Annotated in this window: 22 protein-coding genes and 1 pseudogene; 14 read left to right on the top strand and 9 right to left on the bottom strand. The window is 68.8% G+C overall.

Annotation, left to right across the window (positions count from 1 at the left end):
* Positions 1 to 689, bottom strand: a 689-nt coding sequence (locus tag D588_RS23990) for a DUF1631 family protein (protein WP_232764220.1), incomplete at its 3' end; no start/stop codon positions are given.
* Between the two features lie 155 nt (positions 690 to 844).
* Here D588_RS23990 and D588_RS0104405 point away from each other — a divergent pair.
* The 4 genes from D588_RS0104405 (at position 845) to D588_RS0104390 (ending at position 3,923) form a co-directional block, all read left to right on the top strand.
* Positions 845 to 1,420 carry a nitroreductase gene (locus D588_RS0104405; protein ID WP_017915115.1) on the top strand — a complete coding sequence of 192 codons (576 nt, stop codon included), beginning with the start codon at positions 845 to 847 and terminating at the stop codon, positions 1,418 to 1,420.
* On the top strand, positions 1,417 to 2,340 hold the full coding sequence (locus D588_RS0104400; protein ID WP_017911350.1) for a 5'-3' exonuclease H3TH domain-containing protein: 924 nt from the start codon (positions 1,417 to 1,419) through the stop codon (positions 2,338 to 2,340). Before D588_RS0104405 ends, D588_RS0104400 begins: the two co-directional genes overlap by 4 nt.
* 241 nt (positions 2,341 to 2,581) lie before the next feature.
* A complete protein-coding gene (locus tag D588_RS0104395; RefSeq protein WP_017915114.1) occupies positions 2,582 to 3,133 on the top strand; it encodes an NUDIX hydrolase in 552 nt (183 codons plus the stop codon).
* Complete coding sequence (locus D588_RS0104390) at positions 3,126 to 3,923, top strand: N-formylglutamate amidohydrolase (RefSeq protein ID WP_026143370.1); 798 nt, start codon at positions 3,126 to 3,128, stop codon at positions 3,921 to 3,923. Before D588_RS0104395 ends, D588_RS0104390 begins: the two co-directional genes overlap by 8 nt.
* 36 nt (positions 3,924 to 3,959) lie before the next feature.
* On the opposite strand, the gene D588_RS0104385 is transcribed toward D588_RS0104390, so the two are convergent.
* Positions 3,960 to 5,372: an MFS transporter gene (locus D588_RS0104385; RefSeq protein WP_026143369.1), complete on the bottom strand. Its 1,413-nt coding sequence runs from the start codon at positions 5,370 to 5,372 to the stop codon at positions 3,960 to 3,962.
* A 107-nt stretch (positions 5,373 to 5,479) separates the two neighbouring features.
* Here D588_RS0104385 and D588_RS0104380 point away from each other — a divergent pair, with 107 nt between their 5' ends.
* Together D588_RS0104380 and D588_RS0104375 are read left to right on the top strand one after the other, a co-directional pair.
* Positions 5,480 to 6,364 (top strand): LysR family transcriptional regulator, encoded by an 885-nt coding sequence (locus D588_RS0104380; protein ID WP_017915111.1) that lies wholly within the window; start codon positions 5,480 to 5,482, stop codon positions 6,362 to 6,364.
* 251 nt (positions 6,365 to 6,615) lie between these two features.
* Positions 6,616 to 7,506 (top strand): transglutaminase family protein, encoded by an 891-nt coding sequence (locus tag D588_RS0104375; protein WP_017915110.1) that lies wholly within the window; start codon positions 6,616 to 6,618, stop codon positions 7,504 to 7,506.
* 73 nt (positions 7,507 to 7,579) lie between these two features.
* Here D588_RS0104375 and pip read toward each other — a convergent pair whose 3' ends face one another.
* The 5 genes from pip to prmC form a co-directional block, all read right to left on the bottom strand.
* Complete coding sequence (gene pip, locus D588_RS0104370; RefSeq protein WP_017915109.1) at positions 7,580 to 8,521, bottom strand: prolyl aminopeptidase; 942 nt, start codon at positions 8,519 to 8,521, stop codon at positions 7,580 to 7,582.
* Between the two features lie 119 nt (positions 8,522 to 8,640).
* On the bottom strand, positions 8,641 to 11,064 hold the full coding sequence (locus D588_RS27130) for a hypothetical protein (RefSeq protein ID WP_026143368.1): 2,424 nt from the start codon (positions 11,062 to 11,064) through the stop codon (positions 8,641 to 8,643).
* On the bottom strand, positions 11,061 to 11,906 hold the full coding sequence (locus D588_RS28135; protein WP_193312711.1) for a hypothetical protein: 846 nt from the start codon (positions 11,904 to 11,906) through the stop codon (positions 11,061 to 11,063). Before D588_RS28135 ends, D588_RS27130 begins: the two co-directional genes overlap by 4 nt.
* Positions 11,907 to 12,250: 344 nt before the next feature.
* Complete coding sequence (locus D588_RS23985; RefSeq protein ID WP_017915107.1) at positions 12,251 to 12,985, bottom strand: hypothetical protein; 735 nt, start codon at positions 12,983 to 12,985, stop codon at positions 12,251 to 12,253.
* Positions 12,986 to 13,042: 57 nt separating this feature from the next.
* Positions 13,043 to 13,876 (bottom strand): peptide chain release factor N(5)-glutamine methyltransferase, encoded by an 834-nt coding sequence (gene prmC / locus D588_RS0104355; RefSeq protein WP_017915106.1) that lies wholly within the window; start codon positions 13,874 to 13,876, stop codon positions 13,043 to 13,045.
* Between the two features lie 240 nt (positions 13,877 to 14,116).
* On the opposite strand from prmC, the gene ahpC reads away from it, so the two are divergent.
* From ahpC to D588_RS0104320, 7 genes are all read left to right on the top strand, one after another.
* Positions 14,117 to 14,683 (top strand): alkyl hydroperoxide reductase subunit C, encoded by a 567-nt coding sequence (gene ahpC / locus D588_RS0104350; protein WP_026143367.1) that lies wholly within the window; start codon positions 14,117 to 14,119, stop codon positions 14,681 to 14,683.
* A 161-nt stretch (positions 14,684 to 14,844) separates the two neighbouring features.
* Positions 14,845 to 16,437, top strand: coding sequence for an alkyl hydroperoxide reductase subunit F (gene ahpF, locus D588_RS0104345; protein ID WP_017909223.1), 1,593 nt, complete (start codon positions 14,845 to 14,847; stop codon positions 16,435 to 16,437).
* A gap of 150 nt (positions 16,438 to 16,587) precedes the next feature.
* Entirely contained in the window at positions 16,588 to 17,541 is a 954-nt protein-coding gene (locus tag D588_RS0104340; protein WP_017911310.1) for a LysR substrate-binding domain-containing protein, read from the top strand.
* Between the two features lie 110 nt (positions 17,542 to 17,651).
* Positions 17,652 to 18,083: a nucleoside diphosphate kinase regulator gene (rnk, locus tag D588_RS0104335; RefSeq protein WP_017915104.1), complete on the top strand. Its 432-nt coding sequence runs from the start codon at positions 17,652 to 17,654 to the stop codon at positions 18,081 to 18,083.
* 46 nt (positions 18,084 to 18,129) lie between these two features.
* A complete protein-coding gene (tal, locus tag D588_RS0104330) occupies positions 18,130 to 19,098 on the top strand; it encodes a transaldolase (RefSeq protein ID WP_017915103.1) in 969 nt (322 codons plus the stop codon).
* A gap of 287 nt (positions 19,099 to 19,385) precedes the next feature.
* Positions 19,386 to 19,955, top strand: coding sequence for a type 1 glutamine amidotransferase family protein (locus D588_RS0104325; RefSeq protein ID WP_017915102.1), 570 nt, complete (start codon positions 19,386 to 19,388; stop codon positions 19,953 to 19,955).
* Positions 19,956 to 20,147: 192 nt separating this feature from the next.
* Positions 20,148 to 21,377 carry a hypothetical protein gene (locus D588_RS0104320; protein ID WP_026143365.1) on the top strand — a complete coding sequence of 410 codons (1,230 nt, stop codon included), beginning with the start codon at positions 20,148 to 20,150 and terminating at the stop codon, positions 21,375 to 21,377.
* Positions 21,378 to 21,463: 86 nt separating this feature from the next.
* Here the strand turns inward: D588_RS0104320 and msrA are convergent, their stop codons facing one another.
* Both msrA and D588_RS0104310 read right to left on the bottom strand, forming a co-directional pair.
* On the bottom strand, positions 21,464 to 22,114 hold the full coding sequence (gene msrA, locus D588_RS0104315) for a peptide-methionine (S)-S-oxide reductase MsrA (protein ID WP_017915100.1): 651 nt from the start codon (positions 22,112 to 22,114) through the stop codon (positions 21,464 to 21,466).
* Positions 22,115 to 22,217: 103 nt separating this feature from the next.
* Positions 22,218 to 22,739 (bottom strand): SgcJ/EcaC family oxidoreductase, encoded by a 522-nt coding sequence (locus D588_RS0104310; protein ID WP_017915099.1) that lies wholly within the window; start codon positions 22,737 to 22,739, stop codon positions 22,218 to 22,220.
* Between the two features lie 127 nt (positions 22,740 to 22,866).
* On the opposite strand from D588_RS0104310, the pseudogene D588_RS28365 reads away from it, so the two are divergent.
* Positions 22,867 to 22,966 (top strand): annotated as a pseudogene (locus D588_RS28365) (DNA-binding response regulator); the annotation flags it as partial.

Here is a 22,966-nt window from a genome sequence, read left to right as displayed (position 1 = left end):
AGGCGCGGGATGGCGCGGCGGCGCGGGCGCCCGCTGGGCAGCGCGCGGGCGCGCGCGACCTCGTTCAGGCGCTGCTCCAGTTGCGCATACAGTTCGCCGACGCGCTCCTGCAGTTCCTGCTCGCAGATCTTGACGATCGCCAATTGCACCTGCGGCGCCAGCACCAGTCCGTGCAGCGCCGCATACACCGCCGCGCCCACGTGCTCGGGGCCGAACGGGTTGTTGTCGGCATCGATGCGCTGGCCGCCGGCGATGAAGCCGAGGAACCGGTTCAGCCGCATCAGCTCCGGCCGCCAGCGGTGCTGGATCGCCCCGGCCAGGTTGCGCACCGCCAGGCGCACGTCCAGTTCCTGTTCCGAGACCAGGCTGAGGTCGCCGCGCTCGCGCGCCAGGCTGCGCTCCACCGACAGCGGGCGGCCGGCTTCCAGCGCCTGCCAGGCCTGGGCCAGGTGCGCGCGGAAGCGCGCGGCGATCGGCTCGCGCTGCTGGCGCAGCAGCTGGATCGCCTCGAAATAATCGTTCTGGGTCGGCCCGGCGCGCTCGGCCATGCGGAACAGCGCTTCGGCCAGCACATCCAGCACCTCGCCGAAAGCGCCGGCGAGCGGAACCGACACCACATCCCGGACCTGATCGAGCAGATCCGCGTTGCGGCTGGGCGACAACTCTTCAGCGTATTCAGCAAGGGTCATGGCAGTGTGATACGCAGGCAGCAGTGAGACCGACGTCAATTCGGAAGCTAGCGGCAGATCAGCAACGCAACGTGATTGTCCGTGTAACTGCGGCATCCGCTGCCGCCTGCGAGCGCCCGACTATAATTCCGCGCCCGCCCCACGGAATCGAGACTATGCGCACAATTCATTCGCTGCAAGCGCTGGATGCGCGCCGTTCAGTGCCATCCAAGCAGTTGGGCGAACCGGGACCGGACGCGGAAACGCTGCTGGCCATGCTGCAGTCGGCGGTGCGTGTCCCCGATCACGGAAAGCTGGTGCCGTTCCGCTTCCTGCGCATCGCCGGCCCGGCGCGTCAGGCGTTGGGCGACCTCCTCGCCGCGCGCACCCTGCAGCGCGATCCCGGCGCGGCGCCGGCGGCGGTGGAGAAGGATCGCGAACGCTTCGCGCATGCGCCGGTGGTGATCGCGGTCATCGCCTGCCTGCAGCGCGGGCACAAGGTGCCAGAAATCGAACAGTGGATGACCGCCGGTTCGGTGTGCTTCGCGCTGCTGCAGGCCGCGCAGGCCTACGGCTTCGGTGCGCAATGGCTGACCGGCTGGATGGCGTATGACGAAACGGTGTCCGCGCGGCTGGGCCTGGCCGAACACGAGCATGTCGCCGGCTTCATCCACATCGGCACCGCCCGCCTCGACGTGCCGGAGCGTGAGCGGCCGGACCCACGCGCGCTGCTCAGCGACTGGACGCCGTGAACGCAGGCCTGCCCCTGTCGCGGCCGCTGTACCTGGTCGACGCCAGCCTGTACGTGTTCCGCGCCTGGCATTCGATTCCCGACGAATTCCAGGACGCACAGGGCTGGCCGACCAATGCGGTGCACGGCTTCGCGCGCTTCCTGCTCGACCTGCTCGAGCGCGAGCGACCGCAGCACATCGTGATCGCCTTCGACGAAGCGCTGGACAGCTGCTTCCGGCATCGCCTGTACGCCGCCTACAAGGCCAACCGCGCGCCGGCGCCGGACGCGCTGCGCCGCCAGTTCGCGCACTGCAAGGCGCTGTGCGCGGCCCTGGGCCTGGGCGTGCTGGCGCACCACGACTACGAGGCCGACGACCTGATCGGCAGCGCCCTGCACCGTGCGCGCGGCGACGGTTTCCACGGCGTGATCGTGTCCGCCGACAAGGATCTGTCGCAGCTACTGCTGGAGTTCGACGAACAATGGGACTACGGCCGCGGCCAGCGCTGGGGCGCGGCCGGGGTCAAGGCGCGCCACGGCGTGCATGCGCACCAGATCGCCGACTACCTGGCACTGACCGGCGATGCGATCGACAACATTCCCGGCGTCACCGGCATCGGCGCCAAGTCGGCGGCGATCCTGCTGGCGCATTTCGGCGACCTGGACACGCTGCTGGCGCGGGTCGACGAAGTGGCGTTCCTGCGCCTACGCGGCGCTGCGCAGATGGCCGTGCGCCTGCGCGAGCAGCGCGAGCACGCGCTGCTGTGGCGGCAGCTGACCACCATCGCCCTGGACGCGCCGCTGCACACCGCCAGCGCGGACTTCGCCCGCGGTGCGGCCGATGCCGACATGCTGCACGGCCTATGCGAGGCGCTGCGCTTCGGGCCGCTGACCCGACGCCGCCTGCTGCAGGCGGCCGGCCTGGAGTTTGTGGCCGGCTGAGCGCTGGCCTTCGCCACGGGCAGGCGATGCCGCTGCACGAAGCAGGCACGCCCTCGCACGCGCTGTGCCGGTTGCACCGTGCCGTCGCGACCGGCGCCGAGCGACTCGCGCGGCGCCAGCGACCCCGGGCACGACCTGGCGCGCATCAAAAAAACACAGCGCACGTTCTACACTGCACCGCATCGCCGGACCGCGCCGTGCGCGACCGCGCCTTCTTCCTCCGCCATCTTGCGAGCTGCCCATGCCCCGCCACGATTCCCCGCCCCGCGTCGTCTACGAAGGCAAGTACCAGCGCATGGTCGTGCGCGGCACCTGGGAGTATTCCGAACGCGTGCACGCCGGCGGCCTGGCCGCGATCATCGTCGCGGTCACGCCGGACGACGAAGTGCTGTTCGTCGAACAGTTCCGCGTGCCGCTGCAGGCGCGCACCATCGAGATGCCGGCCGGCCTGGTCGGCGACATCGATGCCGGCGAATCGATCGAGGCGTCGGCGGTGCGCGAACTGGAAGAGGAAACCGGCTGGACCGCCGAGCACGCCAAGGTGCTGCTGATCGGCCCGACCTCGGCCGGCGCCAGCAACGAGAAGATCGCCTTCGTGCGCGCCAGCGGCCTGCGCAAGGTCGGCAACGGCGGCGGCGACGCCAGCGAGGACATCACCGTGCATTCGGTGCCGCGCACGCGCGCCGCCGCATGGCTGGTGCAGAAGATGGGCGAAGGCTACGCACTGGACGCGAAGCTGTGGGCGGGGCTGTGGATGATCGAACACGAACTCGACGGCACGCCGCGTGGCTGAGGGTCTCAGCCACGCATTGCCGCCGCTGCTGGGCGCGGACGACCCGCCGGTGTTCAGCATCCACCGACCACACGGTACATCGCCGTTCGTGCTGCTGGCGGATCACGCGGGACAGGCAGTGCCGCGCGCGTTGCACGGCCTCGGCCTGGCGCAGGCGGAACTGGACCGGCACATCGGCTGGGACATCGGGATCGCCGGCACCACCCGCGCGCTGTCCGCGCTGCTCGACGCCTGGGCGATCGAACAGACCTACTCGCGGCTGCTGATCGACTGCAACCGCCCGCTCGCCTCGCCGACACTGATCCCGTCCGTCAGCGACCGCACCGTGGTGCCGGGCAACGCCGCACTCACGGCGGCGCAGCGGCAGCAGCGCATCGATGCCGTGCATGCGCCCTACCACGCACGCATCGCCGCCGAACTGGACGCACGCCGCGCCGCCGCGCGCCCCACCGTGCTGGTGATGATGCACAGCTTCACCCCGGTGATGGACGGCGTGCCGCGGCCCTGGCATGCCGGCGTGCTGTATCACCGCGACACCCGCTTCGCCCACGCGCTGCTGCAGGCGCTGCGCGCGGAAGACGACCTGCTGGTCGGCGACAACGCGCCGTACGCGGTCAGCGACAGCAGCGACTACGCGGTGCCCGTGCACGGCGAAGGCCGCGGCCTGCCGCATGTGGAACTGGAGATCCGCCAGGACCTGATCGCCGATGCCGCCGGCCAGCAGGCCTGGGCGCAGCGGCTGGCGCGGATCTTCAGCGCGCTGCAGCCGCAGTTGCTGGCGCTGGAGTAAGCCGAGGCGGACGCTGGTCCGGCCGATCGGTCATGCCTAGCGCGACAGGCAGGGCGCTGCACCGCACGCGCTGCGCGGGTCACGCAGGCGGAGCGCGATGGCCACGCCCAGAACCGCGAACAGCGCAGCACCGTACTGCGCCTGCACCAATCCATCCAGCGCCGCCGCACTGGCGGCCGGTTGCGCGCCGCGCGCCGCATTGGCCGCCATCACCAGTACCGCCAGGCCCACCGCCCCACCGATCTGCTGCGCGGTGGCGGCCATGCCCGACGCCACGCCCTGCTGCTGTGCCGGCACGCCCTGGCCAGCCACCACCCACATCGCCGTCCAGCTCATGCCCTGCCCCACACTGAGCAGGACGATGCCCGGCAGCAACGGCCAGTAGCCCGCGCCGTGCGGCAATGCGACGGTCGCCGCGGCGATGCCCAGCGCACCCGCGCCGAATCCCCAGGCCAGCACCTGCCGCGGCGAACGCCGCTGCAGCAAGCGCTCGGCGATGCGGATGCCGAAGGCGCAGACCACCGTCGGCGGCAGGAACGCCATGCCGGCCTGCAACGGACTCCAGCCATAGCCGTCCTGAAAGTACAGCGCCAGGAAGTAGTACTGCACGCCGTAGCTGCTCATGAACGCGAACGTCAGGCCCAGTGCGGCGCGCAGACCGGGAAGACACAGCAGCGAAAAGCGCATCAACGGATCGCGGCTACGCTGTTCGATCCACACGAACGCCGCGAGCAGCACCGCCGATGCCAGCAGGCAGGACAGCGTGGCCGGCGCGCTCCAGCCCCATTCCGGGCCCTGCACCAAGGTGGCGACCAGCAGGCTGCCGCCGGTGGTCACGGTGGCGCATCCTGCCAGGTCGAAGGTGCGGCCATGCGCGCGCGGGCCATCCGCAGGCAACCACCGCCCTGCCGCCGCCGCGCAGGCGATGGCCGGCGGCACGATGACCGCCAGTACCGCCGGCCACCCGAAGGCCTGAGTCAGCGCGCCGCCCAGCAAGGTGCCCAGCGCCAGCCCCACCGCGCTGGCCGTGCTCCAGATCGCCAACGCGCGATTGCGCGCCGCGCCCTCGGCATAGAGGGTGTTGATCAAGGCCAGCGTCGCCGGAAACAGCAATGCCGCGCCCACGCCTTGCGCGGCCCGCGCAACGATCAGCAGCACCGCGCTGGGCGCCAGCGCGCCGAGCGACGAGGCCAGCGCGAACAGCAGCATGCCCAGCCGGTAGAAGCGGCGCCGCCCCAGCAGATCGGCGGCGCGGCCGCCGAGCAGCAGGCAACCGCCGAACGCCACGGTGTAGGCGCTGACCACCCATTGCAGGCGCTGCGCGTCGATCTGCAGCGCACGACCCATGTCGTGCAGGGCGACGAAGATGATGGTGGCGTCCAGGGCGATCAGCAATTGCGCGGTGGCGAGCAGCGCCAACGCCCTGCGCGGATGGGAGAGTGCATGCATCGGCATCGGGTGCTTAGGGGAGAACCGCCAGTGTCATTGATGCGGCATCGTCGATAAATCCTTGCCTCTTCATATGTGTCATGATTTTTTGCATGAATAGCAAAGGCATGGATCTCAATGCCGTGCGCATGCTGGTGCAGGTGGCGGAGGCGCGCAGTTTCACCGTCGCCGCTGGCCAGCTCGGTGTCAGTCAATCCGGGCTGTCGCGCGCGATCGGCAGGCTGGAAGCGGCGCTGGGCGTCAAGCTGCTGCAGCGCACGACCCGCAATGTCGGGCTGACTCCGGATGGACGCCAGTTCGTCGAGCAGGTAGCGCCGCTGCTGTGCGGCTTGGACGACGCCGAGCGGCAACTGGCGGACCGCGCCTGCACGCCGTCCGGCACGCTCAAGATCAGCGCACCGTCGATGTTCGGTCGCAAGGTGCTGATACCGCTGCTGGCCCCGTTACTGGCGCAACACCCGCAGCTACGCGTGGAAACCGTGCTCAGCGACCGCCTGGTCGACCTGATCGAGGAAGGCTTCGACGCCGCATTGCGCACCGGCCCCATCGCCGACAGGCGCATCGTCGCACGGCCGCTGCGGCCGCTGCGCTGGGTGACCGTCGCCAGTCCCGCCTACCTGGCGGCACGCGACGCACCCGCCGATCTCGACGCGCTGCGCGATCACGCCTGCCTGGCCATCCGCAATCCGCGCAGCGGACGCCTGGTGAACTGGCAGTTCCTGCAGGATGGACAACGCTGCGGCTTCGCGCCGCCGGCGCGGATGGTGTTCGACCACGGCGATCCATTGGTGGAAGGCGCCATCGCCGGCATGGGCATCGTGCAGGTGATGGATTTCGCGGTGGCCGATGCACTGGCCGACGGGCGCCTGCACCGTGTGCTGCAGGCGTTCGAAGGCCGCAGCCGCACGCTGTCGTTGATCTATCCGCCATCACGGCAACGCTCGGCCAAACTGCACGTGTTGACGGAGGCCCTGCTGGCCGGTCGTTGGTGAAGCCGATCCACCGCCGATGGCGCGGCAACGCGCGGCAGCGACCGCGCACGTCAGACCTCTGCGGCCCGCCACGCTATGCCAGCGTACGCAACGCCTTGATTGCCGCCACGGCCGTCTGCCATGCCCTGCCCGTAGCGCCGCTCAGCATGCTGAAGCACGTGGCGCCGGTCTTCACGCCAAGCTGAGCGCGGCATGCGCACGCTCGGGCTGGACCGGTCCGCACCGGAAACCCGCCCCGCATCGGACCCCACATGCTCATCCGCCTCGGTTACGAAATCCGCTACCGGTTCGCACAGGCGACGCCGATGCTGGCGATGCTGGACATCCACGACAGCCGCCGCGACGACATCGTTGCCGCCACCGCCTTGCACAGCGTGCCGGCGCTGCCGTTGCACCGTTATCGCGATGGCTTCGGCAACCGCTGCACGCGCCTGCAGGCGCCCGCCGGAACGCTGACCCTGCGTGCCGATGCGGTGGTGCGCGACAGCGGACTGCCGGACCAGTACCGCTACGACGCCGCGCAGACCCCAGTGGAGCAGTTGCCCGACGCCACCCTGGTGTACCTGCTCGGCAGCCGCTACTGCGAGACCGACCTGCTCAGTGGCATGGCCTGGGAGCTGTTCGGCGGCACGCCGCCCGGCTGGGCACGGGTACAGGCGATCTGCGACTACGTGCATACGCGCATCGCCTTCGGCTATGCCCATGCCTGCGCCACCAAGAGCGCCGCGCAGGCGCTGCAGGAAGGGCGCGGCGTGTGCCGCGACTTCGCGCATGCGGCGATCGCGCTGTGCCGCTGCATGAACATCCCGGCGCGCTACTGCACCGGCTATCTGGGCGACATCGGTGTCCCGGTCTCGGACGCACCGATGGATTTTTCCGGCTGGTTCGAAGCCTTCCTCGACGGGCGCTGGTACACCTTCGATGCACGCCACAACGTGCCGCGCATCGGCCGGGTGCTGATCGCGCGCGGCCGCGACGCCGCCGACGTGGCGATCAGCACCACCTTCGGCGACAACGTGCTCGAATCGTTCGTGGTGTGGACCGACGAGACCAAGCAGGCACAGCTCGACACGCACCCCTTCGCAGCGGCCGGCGCCATCACCGCCGCCGGATGCGAACCCGGCAACGCGCTGGCCTGCTGAATCATTGCAGTGGACGGTGCCGCCATGCGCAGCACCGCCCTTCCGTGAACGCGCTATGCAGCCGCGCGCGGACTCAGGCGAAGCCGTCGGTGGCGCGCACCAACGCGTCGACGTTCTCGGGCTCGAACGCGGAATGGCCGGAGGCCGGGGGGATCTGCAGCGTCGCCTTCGGCCAGGCCTTGGCCAGGTCCCAGGCGTTGGCCAGCGGGCAGACCACGTCGTAGCGGCCGTGCACGATCACCCCCGGGATGTCGGCGATGCGGTGCGCGTCGCGCAGCAACTGGTCCTCGACCTCGAAGAAGCCGCCGTTGACGAAGTAGTGGTTCTCGATGCGGGCGAAGGCCAGCGCGAAGTGCGGGTCCTCGTGGCTGTCGACGAAATCGGCGTCCACGTGCAGGAAGCTGGTCGCGCCTTCCCACACGCTCCAGGCCTTGGCCGCGGCCAGGCGGGTCGCCTCGTCGTCGCTGGTCAGGCGCCGGTGGAAGGCCGAGATCAGGTCGGCGCGCTCCACCGGCGGGATCGCCGCGACGTAGTGCTCCCAGGCATCGGGGAACAGGCGGCTGGCACCTTCCTGGTAGAACCACTCCAGTTCCCAGCGACGCAGCATGAAGATGCCGCGCAGCACCAGTTCGGTGACGCGCTCCGGATGGCTCTGCGCGTAGGCCAGCGCCAGGGTCGAGCCCCAGCTGCCGCCGAACACCTGCCAGCGGTCGATGCCCAGGTGCGTGCGCAGCCGCTCGATATCGGCGACCAGGTCCCAGGTGGTGTTGTCGACGAGGTCGGCATGCGGCGTGGAGCGGCCGGAGCCGCGCTGGTCGAACAGCACGATGCGGTACTTGGCCGGATCGTGGAAGCGACGCATCTTGGCGTTGCAGCCGCCGCCGGGACCGCCATGCAGCAGCACCACCGGCTTGCCGTGCGGATTGCCGCACTGTTCGTAGGACAGGGTATGCCGTGCGTCCACCGGCAACATGCCGCTGTCGAACGGCTCGATCTCGGGATACAGCGTGCGCATGGCGACTCCTGCGGGAAAACCGCGATTCTACCCATGCGCGCCACTTGAGCGGCGCTGACCAGCAACGGCCGGCCGCGAACGGACCTGGCGCAGCGCCGATCGGCCAACCGGGGTCGGGATCAACCGATCGCCGGCGCGCCTCTGCCGCCAGGGGCGTCCTGCAACCGCTGCTGCGCTTCCATGGCCAGGTGCTGCGCGCGCTGCTGGTTGAACGCCTGCGCCTGCTGCACCGTCTCGTGCATCGGTGCAGCGGCCTGCGCCACGTCCGTGGCGGCGCGGAAGCCCGGCGTGGTGCCGGACACCCACAGCGTGTCGCCGGCCATCTGCACCCGGTCGATCTTGTCGGCGCCGGCGATGCCGGCCTGCTTGGCGCCGAGCATCGCCTGCGCGACGTGCGCATCGTCGATCTGCGCCGGCACGTCCTTGCGGATGCGCGCGAACATGGCCTGATCGGACGCAGACAGCGCGCCCAGGTTCTGCGCACGATCGGCCGCGTGTCCGGCCGGCGGCGCCGAGTGGGCTCCGGAAGCCGGCGTCGTCGCGGCAGGCGCCTGCGGATGCGGCTGCGCGGGTGCGTGGGCCGGAGCGCTGCGCTGGAACCACTGCCCGGGATGGGTCAGCGTGTCGTAGGCCTGGCCAGCAACGTGCTTGGCCGCGTCGATGCCCTGCGCGGCGGTCTGCCTTGCGCTCTGGTACGCCTGCGTGCCTATCCGCGCGGCGCTGTCGGCCGCTTGCGAGACCGCCTGCCTGGACGCGTCGTAGGCCTGGGTGGCAGCGCGCTCGACACGCTCGGCGCCATCGGCAACCGCATGCTTGGTCGCGTCGTAGGTCTGCGTGGCCGCACGCTCGACGCGCTCCGCCCCGTTGGCGACCGCGTGCTTCGTGGCAACGTAGGTCTGCGTGGCAGCGCGCCCAACTTGCTCCGCGCCCTCGGCCACCGCGTGTTTGGTCGCGTCGTAGGTCTGCGTGGCGGCGCGCTCGACACGCTCCACACCGTTGGCGACCGTGTGTTTGGCCGCATCGTAGGCCTGGGTCGCCGCGCGCCCCACCTGCTGCACGCCGTCGGTCACCACGTGCTTGGTTGCGTCGTAGCTTTGCGCCACCGCACGTTCGGCCCGGTCGATCCCATCGGAGACCGCCTGCTTGCCGAGCTGATACGTCTGCGTGGCGGTTTGCGCCGCGACCCGCGCGCCATCGTAGGCATCGACGATGTGATTGGCGACGTTGGCCACGCCCGCCTGGAAGCGAGGATCATGGATCCGCTCCACCACGGCGTCGGCAGCCGCATGCGCGCCTCGCTCCACGGCGCCTTTGGCCGATTCCAGCCCGCCGCCCACCCACCGCGCCGCCGCATCCGCACCTTGACCGTGCAGACGGGCGGCTTCGCCCACCACATGTCCAGCCAGCGGCGCAACCGGGATGAAGGGCGCGGTAAGGCGCCCGCCCTCCCGCGCCACGATCGCGATACGTTCGTCCAGCGCTTGCACGTAGCGACCGCCGGCGCGCACGGCATCGGCACCGTGTTGCAGGCCGTCGGCAACCCCGCGCACGGGCGCGCCACGCGCGATGGTGTCGCGAATGGCGGGATCGGCGTTGAGCACGAGGTACTCGTTGAGTTGCCGCCGCAGATTCGGCGACAGTTGGCCCTGCCCGTCGTTCCCGCGCATCTGCCGCAGCGACTCGGACAGTTCGGCGCGTGCGAAGGACACATCGCTGCCGAAGCGGTCGATGGCGTCCTTGTTCGCCGCGTAGCGCTGCGTCGCTTCCTGGAAGCGCTGGGGTTGCAGGATATTGTCCGGACTGTCGCTGCTGAAGTGCTGCTGGCCGCCGTGGTCGCTCAGCCGCATCGCGATCAGCGCGTTTGGCGGCGCCGACCCGGGCGGCGCATCCAGGTAGCGGCCGGCACGCAGGCTCTGGATGTCCTCTTCGCTGGCCAGCGACACCACCTTGCCGACATGCGGACTGGCCGCGCTCACCACGTCGCCGGCCATGCGGTAGTTGGTGAGCTGGAAGCCCGGCTGCGGCGGGCCATCGATCATGTCCGCCGCGCCGAAGCCGTTGTAGGTGGCGCCGCGCAGGCCATATTTGGCGGCCTGGAGTTCCGCCAATGCGCCGCCCAGGGAGTGGCCGGCAGCGAATATCTGGGTTTTCGGGATGCCCTGCGCAGCCGCTTTGGCGATCATCTGCGCTGTAAACGCGTCGGCCGCAGACTTCTGCGCGTTGACGGTATCTCGCACCATCTTTGCATCGACGGCGATGTCCTGCAGCGTCGTCAGCGCGTGGTCCGCTTTTTCCGAAACACTCTTACCTGAAAATAGACCAGGATCAGTACCTCGGTACGCGACAATAACATTGTGAGGCGACGCAACGCTTTGATACGCAGTTGCGTGAAAGCCGGTAGCCGGATCACTGGCATAGCCAAATATCTTATAATCCTGGCCATCTAGAGAAACATATCTATTGTTATCGCCCACATCACGCTGTGATCGGTTGGCATACGAGTCATTACTTGCATCAGCTAACGCCTGATCAATGACTTTCATGACTTGACTTCCTTAACAGTGATCGTCACTGGGAAATAAGCATCAGGGTCTTTAAGAACCTCGGGATCGTCAGACTGGAACTCTAGCGCACCATAGGGAACCAAAGCAGGATCCCCATAAGAACTATTCTTGAAATAGCTTTTCCCACCACCCTCGCGCAAGATTTTTTCCAACAACCCTCCCCAACCGAATTTCACACCCTTGCCAATCGCGCTAACACCCACACTTGTCACATCCCAGTGGCAAACCCCGAGATTGAAATAATCTTCATCCAGCAGGGCATCGCGATAAAAATAGCCCTTCCATGTGTGGTCATCCACCTGGACCATAGGAATATCGAGCCCGGTGTTAGGCACATGCTGCTCGCCAAGAACTGGCATCATCGGCACACAATTCTTATTGATGACGTCATATCCAATGTAAGCACCCTTGAAAGAATCCCACGGTCCCGGCGCATTTGACGTGGCGATGACCTCGTAGCGCTTGACCGGATGCGGATTCAGATGCCCGGTCGCACCGTCGTTGCCAACATCGATACCTTTCGAACAACCGGCGGCGGTCGCGGCCAGGGGCATGATGGCGGCAGCGGCCAGGTGGTGCAGTTTCATCGTATCGTCCTCGGGGGGATAGGCCGCAGGCAGCGCGGCAGTGGGGTCTGGTGGCAATGGCAGTCTCGGCTTGCGCCAGGGCGCAATCGGCACCCCGCCACGCGGCAGCGCGCCGAGCCTGGCGTAGACGTCCGCATTGATGCTGCCCATGTCGCGCAGGAGTTGCGCATCGCGCATCGTGCGGGCGCGTGGACGATAGGGATTGTCGCTGTACGTGCTCTTTTCGTCGCTCATCGCGCCACCTCTCCTTTATCAAGACTCCAAGTTGCGACTGCGATCTTACTCGCTGGAAACCATGTCGCCACTGCCCATCGCGCAATGGGTACAAGTGAGATCCTGACCCACATCCATGGCCCGGATTTTCCTGATGAACCGCCATCGGGCTCTGATACCGGCATGCGGCAGCGCCAGGTATTGGTTACATAACTGACTGGAAGCCTGTAGCTGAGCCACTGGCAAAGCCGAGAACCCAGTAGCGCCTCTCACCTGAATGCACCTGCTTCTTGCAGCGATCTCGCTTCGAGGACGATTCAGATACGCGTCGTTGGCCGCATCGGCAACCGCTTGATCAATCCCCTTCACGGCTGGGCCTCCCTGACAGCGAGGGTGACAGAGAAATACGCGTCCGGATGCTGTAGCACTTCAGGATCAGCAGGATCGAAATCCTGTGCCCCGTAAGGGACCAGGGACTTATCCCCATACGCGACCTTCTTGAAATACCTGGTCCCTCCACCTTCGCGCAGGATCTTCTCCATAGAGCCGCTCCACGCAAACCTTAGGCCCTGAGCAATCGCACTGGCGCTCACGCTCGTGACGTCCCAATGGCACACCCCAAGCTTGAAGTAATCCTCATCCTGCAGCGCATCACGGTAGAAATACCCCTTCCACGTATGGTCGTCTACGCGGGTCATCGGAACGTCGAGTCCGGTATTGGGGACTTGCTGTTGACCAAGGAAGGGGATCATCGGAACGCACTTCTTATTGACGACGTCGTATCCGATGTAGGCGCCCTCGAATGCATCCCACGGCCCCGGCGCATGGGACGTGGCGATGACCTCGTCGCGTTTGACCGGGTGAGGATTCAGATGCCCGGTTGCGCCATCGTTGCCGACGTCGATGCCGTTGGAGCAGCCCGCGCCAGCCACGAGGATGGCAGCGACAGCGAGTGCGCGCAGGATTCTGAGACGGGGCCTGCGACGAGCGGTCACGCCGGCAGGGATCCACGCACCCTCGGCATGCCGCGCACCCGTCTGTGCCACGGCGGGCGTGGGCGGTACGCGCATCGCATTCGAAAGGCGACTGGGGGTGAACATTGCGGGTCATCCATGTCCGGCATCGTTACCCACGCACCATACCCCGGCGCCGGCGGGTCAGGCCAGCGGCTGGCGCCCCAGCGTGACCCGATCGCGCGCTTCCAGGTCCTGATACGTCGCCACCTCCGCGAAGCCGGCTGCCTCCAGCAGCGCGCGCACCGCCGCGCCCTGGTCCCAGCCGTGTTCCAGCAGCAGCCAGCCACCGGGCAGCAGATGCGCCGGCGCATCGGCGACGATCCGGCGCAGGTCGTCCAGCCCATCGGGGCCGGACGCCAGCGCGCTGGCCGGTTCGTAGCGCAGGTCGCCCTGCTGCAGGTGCGGATCGCCGGCGGCGATGTACGGCGGGTTGCTGGCGATCAGATCGAAGCGCTGGCCGGCCAGCGGCGCCAACCACGGCCCATGCGCGAAAGCGACGTTACCCAGGCCGTGCGCCTGCGCATTGGCCTGCGCCACCGCCAGGGCGGCCGTACTGAGGTCGGTGGCCAGCACCTGCGCCCGGGGCCGCTCGCTGGCCAAGGCCAGGGCGATCGCGCCGCTGCCGGTGCCGAGGTCGGCGATGCGCCGGCCCGGCGCCGGATCCAGTCGCTCCAGCGCCAGCTCCACCAGCCGCTCGGTGTCCGCGCGCGGGATCAGCGTGGCCGGCCCGACCGCCAGGTCCAGGGTCCAGAAGCCGCGCCGGCCGGTCAGGTAGGCCACCGGCTCGCCCTGCGCTCGCCGGGCGAGCAGCGCCTGAAACCCATCCGCCACCTCGTCCGCCAACGGATCGCGGGCGTGCGCGAACAGCCACGCACGGTCGCGCTGCAGGGCATGCAGCAGCAAAGCTTCGGCATCGCCGCGCTCGACCTGGGTGCAGGCGTCGCGCAGCAGGGATTCGGGGGTGGGCGCATTCATCGCTGTCACGATGACGCAGCGAGCGCGGAAAAGCCAACGTGGTAGAACGGACCGCCGCCCATGCGCCCTGGGCGGCTGACGCGCTGTTCGCGCGGCAGTGCAGCAAAGAGCCAGGCTTGGGAATCGATAGAGGAAATCTATCTATTCAATTCCATCAATCGATTTGAGGGATCTATCGGCGCCCCCTATCATGAGCCTCGTTCCATCCCCCGACCCCTATTGCAACCACGAGGAAACTCCATGTCGTCTTTGATCAACACCCAGGTCCAGCCGTTCAAGGCCAACGCCTACCGCAATGGCGAATTCATCGAAGTCACCGACGCGGACCTGAAGGGCAAGTGGTCGGTGCTGATCTTCATGCCGGCCGCCTTCACCTTCAACTGCCCGACCGAAGTGGAAGACGCCGCCGAGCATTACGCCGAGTTCCAGAAGATCGGCGCCGAGGTCTACATCGTCACCACCGACACCCATTTCTCGCACAAGGTGTGGCACGAGACCTCCCCGGCGGTGGGCAAGGCCCAGTTCCCGCTGATCGGCGACCCGACCCACCAGCTGACCCGCGCCTTCGGCGTGCACATCGAGGAAGAAGGCCTGGCCCTGCGCGGCACCTTCGTGATCAACCCGGAAGGCGTGATCAAGACCCTCGAGATCCACGACAACGCGATCGCCCGCGACGTCACCGAGACCCTGCGCAAGCTCAAGGCCGCGCAGTTCGTCGCCTCGCACCCGGGCGAGGTCTGCCCGGCCAAGTGGAAGGAAGGCGAGAAGACCCTGAAGCCGTCGCTGGACCTGGTCGGCAAGATCTAAGCCGCCCGCGCTCCCATCTCCGCCTCGCGGCGGGGGTGGGGGTGAACCGCAGCCGGCATCGTCCGCCGGCGCCGGCTGCGGTTCATCCCTCCTCCCTCTTCGCAGCGCGCTGCTCCGGCAGCGTGCCTCCCCCTCGCTTTGCCCAACGTCAGGAGTCCGCCATGTTGGATGCCGATCTGAAAACCCAGTTGAAGGCCTACCTGGAGCGGGTCGTCCGGCCCATCCACATCACCGCGTCGGTGGACGATGGCGCCAAGTCGCGCGAGATGCTCGACCTGCTCGAGGACCTTGTGCTGCTGTCGGACAAGATCACCCTGGACGTGCACCGCGACAGCGGCGAGCGCGCGCCCTCGTTCGCGCTGAACAGCCCCGGCCACGACATCCACCTGCGCTTCGCCGGCCTGCCGATGGGCCACGAGTTCACCTCGCTGGTGCTGGCGCTGCTGCAGGTCGGCGGGCATCCGTCCAAGGCCACCGCCGAACTGATCGAGCAGGTGCGCAACCTGCCCGGCGAGTACCGCTTCGAAACCTATTTCTCGCTGTCCTGCCAGAACTGCCCGGACGTGGTGCAGGCGCTGAACCTGGCCGCGGTGCTGAACCCGAACATCCAGCACGTGGCGATCGACGGCGCGCTGTTCCAGGACGAGGTCGAGGCGCGGCAGATCATGTCGGTGCCCACCGTTTACCTCAACGGCGAAGTCTTCGACCAGGGCCGCATGACCCTGGAGCAGATCGTGGCCAAGCTCGACACCGGCGCGGCCAAGCGCGATGCGGCGGCGATCGCGGCCAAGGCGCCGTTCGACGTGCTGGTGGTCGGCGGCGGCCCGGCCGGCGCGGCGGCGGCGATCTACGCCGCGCGCAAGGGCATCCGCACCGGCGTTGCGGCCGAGCGCTTCGGCGGCCAGGTACTGGACACCATGGCGATCGAGAACTTCATCTCCGTGCAGGAGACCGAAGGCCCGAAAATGGCCGCGGCGCTGGAGCAGCACGTGCGCCAGTACGACGTGGACATCATGAACCTGCAGCGCGCCGAACAGTTGGTGCCGGCCGGCGCCGACGGCCTGGTCGAGGTCAAGCTGGCCAACGGCGCATCGCTGAAGAGCCGCACGGTGATCCTTTCCACCGGCGCGCGCTGGCGGCAGATGAACGTGCCCGGCGAAGACCAGTACCGCAACAAGGGCGTGGCCTATTGCCCGCACTGCGACGGCCCGCTGTTCAAGGGCAAGCGCGTGGCGGTGATCGGCGGCGGCAACTCCGGCGTGGAAGCGGCGATCGACCTGGCCGGCATCGTCAGCCACGTCACCCTGGTCGAGTTCGACAGCAAGCTGCGCGCCGACGAAGTCCTGCAGCGCAAGCTGCGCAGCCTGGGCAACGTCGACATCCTGGTCAACGCGCAGAGCACCGAAGTGCTGGGCGACGGCCAGAAGGTCACCGGCCTGGTCTACAAGGACCGCGTCGGCGGCGATGTGCATCGCGTGGCGCTGGAAGGCATCTTCGTGCAGATCGGGCTGCTGCCGAACACCGAATGGCTGCAGGGCACGGTGGCGCTGTCGCCGCGCGGCGAGATCGTGGTCGACGACCGCGGCCAGACCTCGCTGCCCGGCGTATTCGCCGCCGGCGATGCGACCACGGTGCCGTACAAGCAGATCATCATCGCCATGGGCGAAGGCTCCAAGGCGGCGCTGAGCGCGTTCGATCACCTGATCCGCCACAGTGCACCGGTCGCCAGCGGCAGCGTCGCCGAAGCGGCCTGATCCGCCCCGTCCCGCGCCGCACTGCCGGCGCGGGACCAGGGTGTGCGGTCTCCACCGCGCGCGCCCATCTGTCTCGTCGCCAAGTGCGCCACACGCTCTATGCTGTGACCCTGCGTCACCTCCCGCCGCTGCGTTCCGAGGAACCCGCTGATGAACCTGCGTGATCTGAAATACCTGGTGGCGCTGGCCGATCACAAGCATTTCGGGCGCGCCGCCGCGGCCTGCTTCGTCAGCCAGCCGACGCTGTCCACGCAGATCAAGAAGCTCGAGGACGAACTGGGCGTGCCGCTGGTCGAGCGCGCGCCGCGCAAGGTCATGCTGACCCCGGCCGGGCGCGAGGCCGCCAGCCGCGCGCGCGGCATCGTCGCCGAGATCGAGCAGATGAAGGAGGCGGCGCGGCGCAGCCAGGATCCGGAAGCCGGCACCGTGCGCCTGGGCATCTTCCCCACGCTCGGCCCGTACCTGCTGCCGCATGTGATCCCGCGCATCCGCGCGCGCTTCCCGCAGCTGGAACTGCTGCTGATCGAAGAGAAGAGCGACGTGCTGCTGACCCGCCTGCGCGAGGGCCGGCTGGACGCGGCGCTGCTGGCGCTGCCGTTGCACGACGAGCAATTGCATGCCGAATTCCTGTTCGAGGAACCGTTCGTGCTGGCGGTGCCCGAGCAGCATCCGCTGGCGCGGCGGCCGACCCCGCTGACCATGGACGAACTGCACGCGCAACGCCTGCTGCTGCTCGAGGACGGGCACTGCCTGCGTGACCAGGCGCTGGACGTGTGCCACCTGTCCGGCGCGCTGGAGAAAGCCGAGTTCCAGGCCACCAGCCTGGAGACGCTGCGGCAGATGGTCGCCGCCAACGTCGGCGTGACCCTGCTGCCGCTGCTGGCGGTGCAGCCGCCGGTGGCCAATCCGCCGAACCTGCGCCTGCTCCCGTTCGCGCCCGACGGCGGGCCGAGCCGACGCATCGCCATGCTGTGGCGGCGCAGTTCGGCGATGGGCGCGTTCCTGCAGCAACTGGCGCACCTGTTCGGTGCGCTGCCCGAGGAGTTGTTCACGCTGCCGGCGCAGGCGTCGCTGCCGGACCAGGCGCCGCGCCAGGTGGCCTGAACAGGCCGACCGGCCGAGGCGTCGCATCGGCGCCGGCTTGCTTGCACAATGGGAACGGGGGCGGCGCGGTGCCGCCTCCGTTCGTTGTGCCATCCAACCGGAGCCTGTCCATGACCTCGCAACACCACAGCGGCCTGCCGCCCTCGTTGATCGTCTCCAGCCGCGACCTCGCGCGCCTGGAAGCCCTGCTCGACTCCCCTGCCTTGCACCAGCACCCGGCCGCGCAAGCGCTGGGCGCAGAACTCGACCGCGCCACCGTGATGGCGCCCGACCAGATTCCCCCCGGCATCGTCACCATGCATTCCCGCGTGGAGTGCGAAGACGAACTGCACGGCGAACGCCATCAGCTGACCCTGGTCTATCCGCACGAAGCCGATGCCGCGCATGCGCGCATCTCGGTGCTGGCCCCGGTCGGCAGCGCCCTGCTCGGCCTGGCCGTGGGCCAGTCGATCGACTGGCAGGCGCCCGGCGGACGCCCGCTGCGCCTGCGCGTGACCGCGGTGCAGCGCGCCGACGACGACAATGCGCGCGCAGCGCGTTAACGTGCGCGGCCCTATCCTTGTTCCCACTCGTTCCCGAGAGATACCGATGACCTCTTCCGCCCCCTCCAAGCTCGCCCAGTTGCGCGAGTTGTCCGTGGTCGTGGCCGATACCGGCGACTACGACGCGATCAAGCGGCTCAAGCCGGTGGACTGCACCACCAACCCGACCCTGGTGAAGAAGGCGCTGGACCTGCCGGTCTATGCCGACCTGATCGACGAGGCGCTGGCCTGGGCGCGCGGCCAGGACGGCGACCACGCCGCCCTGGTCGACGAGATCGCCGACCGCCTGACCATCGGCGTCGGCGCCAAGCTCAGCGCGCTGGTGCCCGGCCGCGTGTCCACCGAAGTGGACGCCGACCTGGCCCACGACACCGCCGCCACCATCGCCAAGGCGCACAAGTTCATCGCCATGTACGCCGAGCGCGGCATCCCCAAGGACCGCATCCTGATCAAGGTCGCCGCGACCTGGGAAGGCATCGAGGCGGCGCGGCAGCTGCAGCGCGACGGCATCGACTGCAACCTGACCCTGATCTTCAACCGCACCCAGGCCCTGGCCTGCGCCGAGGCCGGCGTGTTCCTGATCTCGCCCTTCGTCGGCCGCATCCTCGACTGGTACGTGGCCAAGGGCCAGACCCCGGCGACCATCGACGAGGACCCGGGCGTGCAGTTCGTGCGCGGCGTGTACGACGAGTTCAAGCGCCGCGGTTCGCAGACCGTGGTCATGGGCGCCTCGTTCCGTTCCACCGCGCAGATCGAGGCGCTGGCCGGCTGCGACCGCCTGACCATCTCGCCGGACCTGCTGGAGAAGCTCGACGCCGACCACGGCCCGCTGCCGCGCAAGCTCTCGCCCGGCCAGGCCGACGGCGCCAAGATCGAGCCGATCGACGCCAAGCGCTTCGCCGCCGACCTGGCCGCCGATCCGATGGCTACCGAAAAGCTGGCCGGCGGCATCGACACCTTCGCCAAGGATCTGCAGGCGCTGCGCGACACGATCCGGCACAAGCTGGCCGGCTGAGCGTTGTGCCAGCCGGCACCCCAAGCGCGGTGATGCTGCGCTTGGGGTGCCGGGAATAGGGAAACGGGAATGGGGAATTGGCCAAGCGGGTGCGCCTCTCGCCGCCGTTTTCCCGCCCGATCAGATGTCGTCGCTACAGGCGCTTGCGCTGCGCGATGCGCACCAACCACGAACGCCAAAACAGGCGCAGCCACAACGCGTATCACCCATGGCGCTTTCGACGCCGCGTTGGCGCGGCCGCAACTTTTTCCGGGCTATGCTGCGCGCCCGAGTGCAGAGGCAAGGCAATGGCGACGATCGCAGTGGTGATGGTGGACGGCGTGGCGGACTGGGAGATCGGCACCATCCTGCCGGCAGCGCGGGCCTGGTTCGGCGACACGATCCAGATCGCCAGCATCGACGGCAAGCCCATCACCTCGATCGGCGGGCTGGAGCTGCACCCCACCTATGCGCTGTCGGACCTGGCGCCATTGGACGCCGACCTGTGGCTGCTGCCCGGCAGCGACCGCTGGCAGGCCGGCGAGATTCCAGGACTGAGCGCACTGCTGCTGCAGCGTCTGGAGGCTGGCCGCGGCGTGGCGGCGATCTGTGGGGCGACCCTGGCGCTGGCCTACGCCGGCCTGCTCGATAGCCGCCCGCACACCAGCAATTCCGAAGCCTTCCTGCGCGAGCACGCCGGCGTCTACGCCGGCAGCACGCATTATCAGGAACGCCGCGTAGTCAGCGCTGGCGGGCTGATCACCGCCCCCGGCACCAGCCCGGTCAGTTTCGCCGAGGAATGCCTGCGCCTGCTGCACCCCGAACGCGAGGAGCAGATCGCGCAGATGCGGCAGATGTTCGCGGCCGAGTTCGTGTAACGCGACCAGTGCCACCTGTCATGCAGACGGCGGCGGCGCCACATGACTACACTTGTCGTCACACACCGTGAGGTACGCCATCGGCGGCTGAGCGCGGCGTCGCGATCGACCCTTGGCGGGCGTGACGCAACGGCGGTCACGCATGCCAGCGCGCCAGCAGGGTGCTTCCACGACGTCGACAGGAGAAGGCGCATGCGCGGATGGATGGCGCGTTATTTGTTTTCGCTGGCGCTGGCCGCCGCCAGCGCCACCGGCATGGCCGCCACACCGGCACCGACGCGGGTCGCGATCCTGGGCGTGGAGCACGCGGGGCAACTGGTTTCCGAACGCGACCAGCCGGGCGTGCTCGCGGCGTTCCTGGAGCAACTCGCGCCGGACGCGATCTGTATCGAACGCCCGCCGGAGCAGGCGGCGCGCGGCGATTACTACGAATACACCTACGAGGTGCAGGGCGTGATCCTGCCGTACGCTGCGACGCATCCCGTCGCCCTCTGTCCGATCGACTGGATGCCGCCGGTGGAGGACGCCAGACTCGGCTTCGGCGTGGATCTGGACACGCCATTGGAACTACGCCGCGAGCAGGGGTTCCAGGGCTTCCTGTCGTTCCCCGACAAGGCCGCGTTGCAGCGCGATTTCTTCGCGGCGGATGTGGCCGAGAACGTGGCCGCGGTGCAGAAATGGGCGCAGACGCCGGCGCCTCGGGCCGACCAGGACCTGCCGCGACGCCTGTACCTGTACCGCACCTTCCTGCAGGCCCAGCGCATCCGCGCCGCGGCACTGGCGCACCCGGGCAAGACCGTGCTGGTCGTGGTGGGCTATTTCCACAAACCGGACCTGGAGGCGATCCTTGCGCACGACCCGGCGATCGCGCTGGTGCAGCCGTCGACGCTGGGGCGCCCCAATGCGGATGCGGTCGAGCGCGCCACCACCGCGACGCAGCGCGCCGCGATCCTCGCCTTCAACCTGCTCGGCACCCAGGCCGACACCGGCAACGTCGATTGGGCGTGGATGAGCCGCGTCCTGGATGCGTACGCCGCCGACGCACCGGCCGCCGAAACGGCGCTGTTGCGGACCCGCCTGGCGCTGCTGAGCGGCCAGCTCGCACCGGCCGAAGCGCGGCGCCGCTACGCGCAGCTCGCCGAGGAAACTCCAGCCGAGCTGGCATTCGGCTGGACCGGCGTGCAGGACCGCACCCGCGTGGATTCGTTCTTCGATCCCTTCGGCAATCTGACGGTCCGCCAGCGCGCAACGCTGGAACTGGCACGCACCGACTACGCGCTCGGCCGCAGCCGCGACGGCGATGCGGCGATCGCTCGGCTCAAGGCCGACCTGTCGCCACGCAAGGCGCTGCAGTTGTCCGGCTATGCGGCACGGCTACGGTCCGCCGCCGCGAGCACGCGCGATTCGCGCGCCGCGAAGTAACGGGCTCGCGTCGAGACGTCACCCGCGGTCGCGGTGACCCCCGATGGCGACAGCATCCTGCGCACACCATCCGCGGATGCGCTCGCTCAGGCCTCCAGTCCGATCGGGCAACTCACCCCGGTCCCGCCCAGGCCGCAGTAGCCGCCCGGGTTCTTGGCCAGATACTGCTGGTGCTCGTCCTCGGCGTAGTAGAACGGCGGCGCCGGGAAGCGGATCTCGGTGGTGATGGGGCCGTAGCCGGCGGCGTCCAGGCGCTGCTGGTAGGCGTCGCGGCTGGCCAGCGCGGCCTCGTACTGCGCCTGGGTGGTGCAGTAGATCGCCGAGCGGTACTGGGTGCCGGTGTCGTTGCCCTGGCGCATGCCCTGGGTCGGGTCGTGGCTTTCCCAGAAGGTCTGCAGCAACTGCTCGAAGCGCACGGTCTGCGGGTCGAACGCCACCAGCACCGCCTCGGTGTGGCCGGTCTGGCCGGAGCACACTTCGCGATAGGTGGCATTGGGCGTCTCGCCGCCGGCATAGCCGACCGCCGTGCTGAACACGCCGGGCAGCGACCAGAACTTGCGTTCGGCGCCCCAGAAGCAGCCCAGGCCGAACTGCACCTGCTCCAGGCCGGCGAAGTCATCGCGCAAGGGATGGCCGTTGACGAAGTGACGGTTGTGCAGCGGCAGCGGCTGCGCGCGTCCCGGCAGGCTCTCGCCCGGGCGCGGCAGGCGCTGCTTGAAGGCACCGATTCCCAACATGGCATGGACTCCTGGCAGCGACGGCGATGTCGTGTGGATGGCGCTGCCGGAGTCCGCTTTCAAGTGCGCCCGACTACCGCGGCGGCGGTGACAGGCGCGACGTTCACTTCGCTGCGGCGCTGGCCGTGGCGGCGGCGACCGGTTCCGGCATCGCCGAGCTGTGGTGGTTGATGATCAGCCAGCGCCCGTCGCGCTTTTCGTAGACGAAGGTGTAGCGCGCCTGCACCTGGCGGGTGCTGCCGTCGGGATTGTTCAGGGTGAAGGTGTAGACGCCGGCGTCGACCGCGCTGTCGTCGTCGAGCAGCCGCACCTGGCGGTAGTTGATGGCCCCGCGCGGCTTGGCGGCGAGGAAGTGGCTGAAGTAGTCCTCGATCTCGGCGCGGCTGGCGCGCACCTGGTTGGACACGGTGGGCAGCAGCACGCCGTCGCGGGCGTACAGGTCGGCCACGCGCTGCGGATTGCCGGTGGCCAGCGCCGCGTTCCAGCGGTCGAACAGGCCGGCGATCTCGCGTTCGGCGCTGCTGGCCGGCGTCGCCGGCTGGCCGTCGTAGTGCATCGCCGGCGCGGCCAGGGCGGTGGAGGTGGTGGTCAGGCCCAGTGCCAGGGCGAACAGGATGCGACGCATGGGAAGTCTCCGTTTGCTGAGGGGATGCCGTCTCGGGGCGAAGCGAGTATCGGCAGCGGCGGCTTGCGCAACATCCGCCGGGCGGCATATCCTCGAATATGCCGTTCGGCATACCGGAGACGCGCCCGTGCACCCTCCCTCCAATGCAGGCCAGTGGCGTGAGGCACTGCGCCGCGACGCCGCCGACGCCGCGCGCTGGCAGGCCGTGGCCGCCGCCGCGGCGGCGC

The sequence above is a fragment of the Xanthomonas sp. SHU 308 genome (genome assembly GCF_000364645.1).
Classification (GTDB): domain Bacteria; phylum Pseudomonadota; class Gammaproteobacteria; order Xanthomonadales; family Xanthomonadaceae; genus Xanthomonas_A; species Xanthomonas_A sontii.
Note: the sequence above shows the minus strand (reverse complement) of the source record. Positions and strands in the feature narration are given on the sequence as shown.

Coding starts and splice junctions, on each gene's coding strand:
- D588_RS0104405 (WP_017915115.1), top strand. CDS start 845: ATGCGCACAATTCATTCGCTGCAAGCGCTGGATGCGCGCCGTTCAGTG.
- D588_RS0104395 (WP_017915114.1), top strand. CDS start 2,582: ATGCCCCGCCACGATTCCCCGCCCCGCGTCGTCTACGAAGGCAAGTAC.
- D588_RS0104385 (WP_026143369.1), bottom strand. CDS start 5,372: ATGCATGCACTCTCCCATCCGCGCAGGGCGTTGGCGCTGCTCGCCACC.
- D588_RS0104380 (WP_017915111.1), top strand. CDS start 5,480: ATGGATCTCAATGCCGTGCGCATGCTGGTGCAGGTGGCGGAGGCGCGC.
- D588_RS0104375 (WP_017915110.1), top strand. CDS start 6,616: ATGCTCATCCGCCTCGGTTACGAAATCCGCTACCGGTTCGCACAGGCG.
- pip (WP_017915109.1), bottom strand. CDS start 8,521: ATGCGCACGCTGTATCCCGAGATCGAGCCGTTCGACAGCGGCATGTTG.
- D588_RS27130 (WP_026143368.1), bottom strand. CDS start 11,064: ATGAAAGTCATTGATCAGGCGTTAGCTGATGCAAGTAATGACTCGTAT.
- D588_RS28135 (WP_193312711.1), bottom strand. CDS start 11,906: ATGAGCGACGAAAAGAGCACGTACAGCGACAATCCCTATCGTCCACGC.
- D588_RS23985 (WP_017915107.1), bottom strand. CDS start 12,985: ATGTTCACCCCCAGTCGCCTTTCGAATGCGATGCGCGTACCGCCCACG.
- prmC (WP_017915106.1), bottom strand. CDS start 13,876: ATGAATGCGCCCACCCCCGAATCCCTGCTGCGCGACGCCTGCACCCAG.
- ahpC (WP_026143367.1), top strand. CDS start 14,117: ATGTCGTCTTTGATCAACACCCAGGTCCAGCCGTTCAAGGCCAACGCC.
- ahpF (WP_017909223.1), top strand. CDS start 14,845: ATGTTGGATGCCGATCTGAAAACCCAGTTGAAGGCCTACCTGGAGCGG.
- D588_RS0104340 (WP_017911310.1), top strand. CDS start 16,588: ATGAACCTGCGTGATCTGAAATACCTGGTGGCGCTGGCCGATCACAAG.
- rnk (WP_017915104.1), top strand. CDS start 17,652: ATGACCTCGCAACACCACAGCGGCCTGCCGCCCTCGTTGATCGTCTCC.
- tal (WP_017915103.1), top strand. CDS start 18,130: ATGACCTCTTCCGCCCCCTCCAAGCTCGCCCAGTTGCGCGAGTTGTCC.
- D588_RS0104325 (WP_017915102.1), top strand. CDS start 19,386: ATGGCGACGATCGCAGTGGTGATGGTGGACGGCGTGGCGGACTGGGAG.
- D588_RS0104320 (WP_026143365.1), top strand. CDS start 20,148: ATGCGCGGATGGATGGCGCGTTATTTGTTTTCGCTGGCGCTGGCCGCC.
- msrA (WP_017915100.1), bottom strand. CDS start 22,114: ATGTTGGGAATCGGTGCCTTCAAGCAGCGCCTGCCGCGCCCGGGCGAG.
- D588_RS0104310 (WP_017915099.1), bottom strand. CDS start 22,739: ATGCGTCGCATCCTGTTCGCCCTGGCACTGGGCCTGACCACCACCTCC.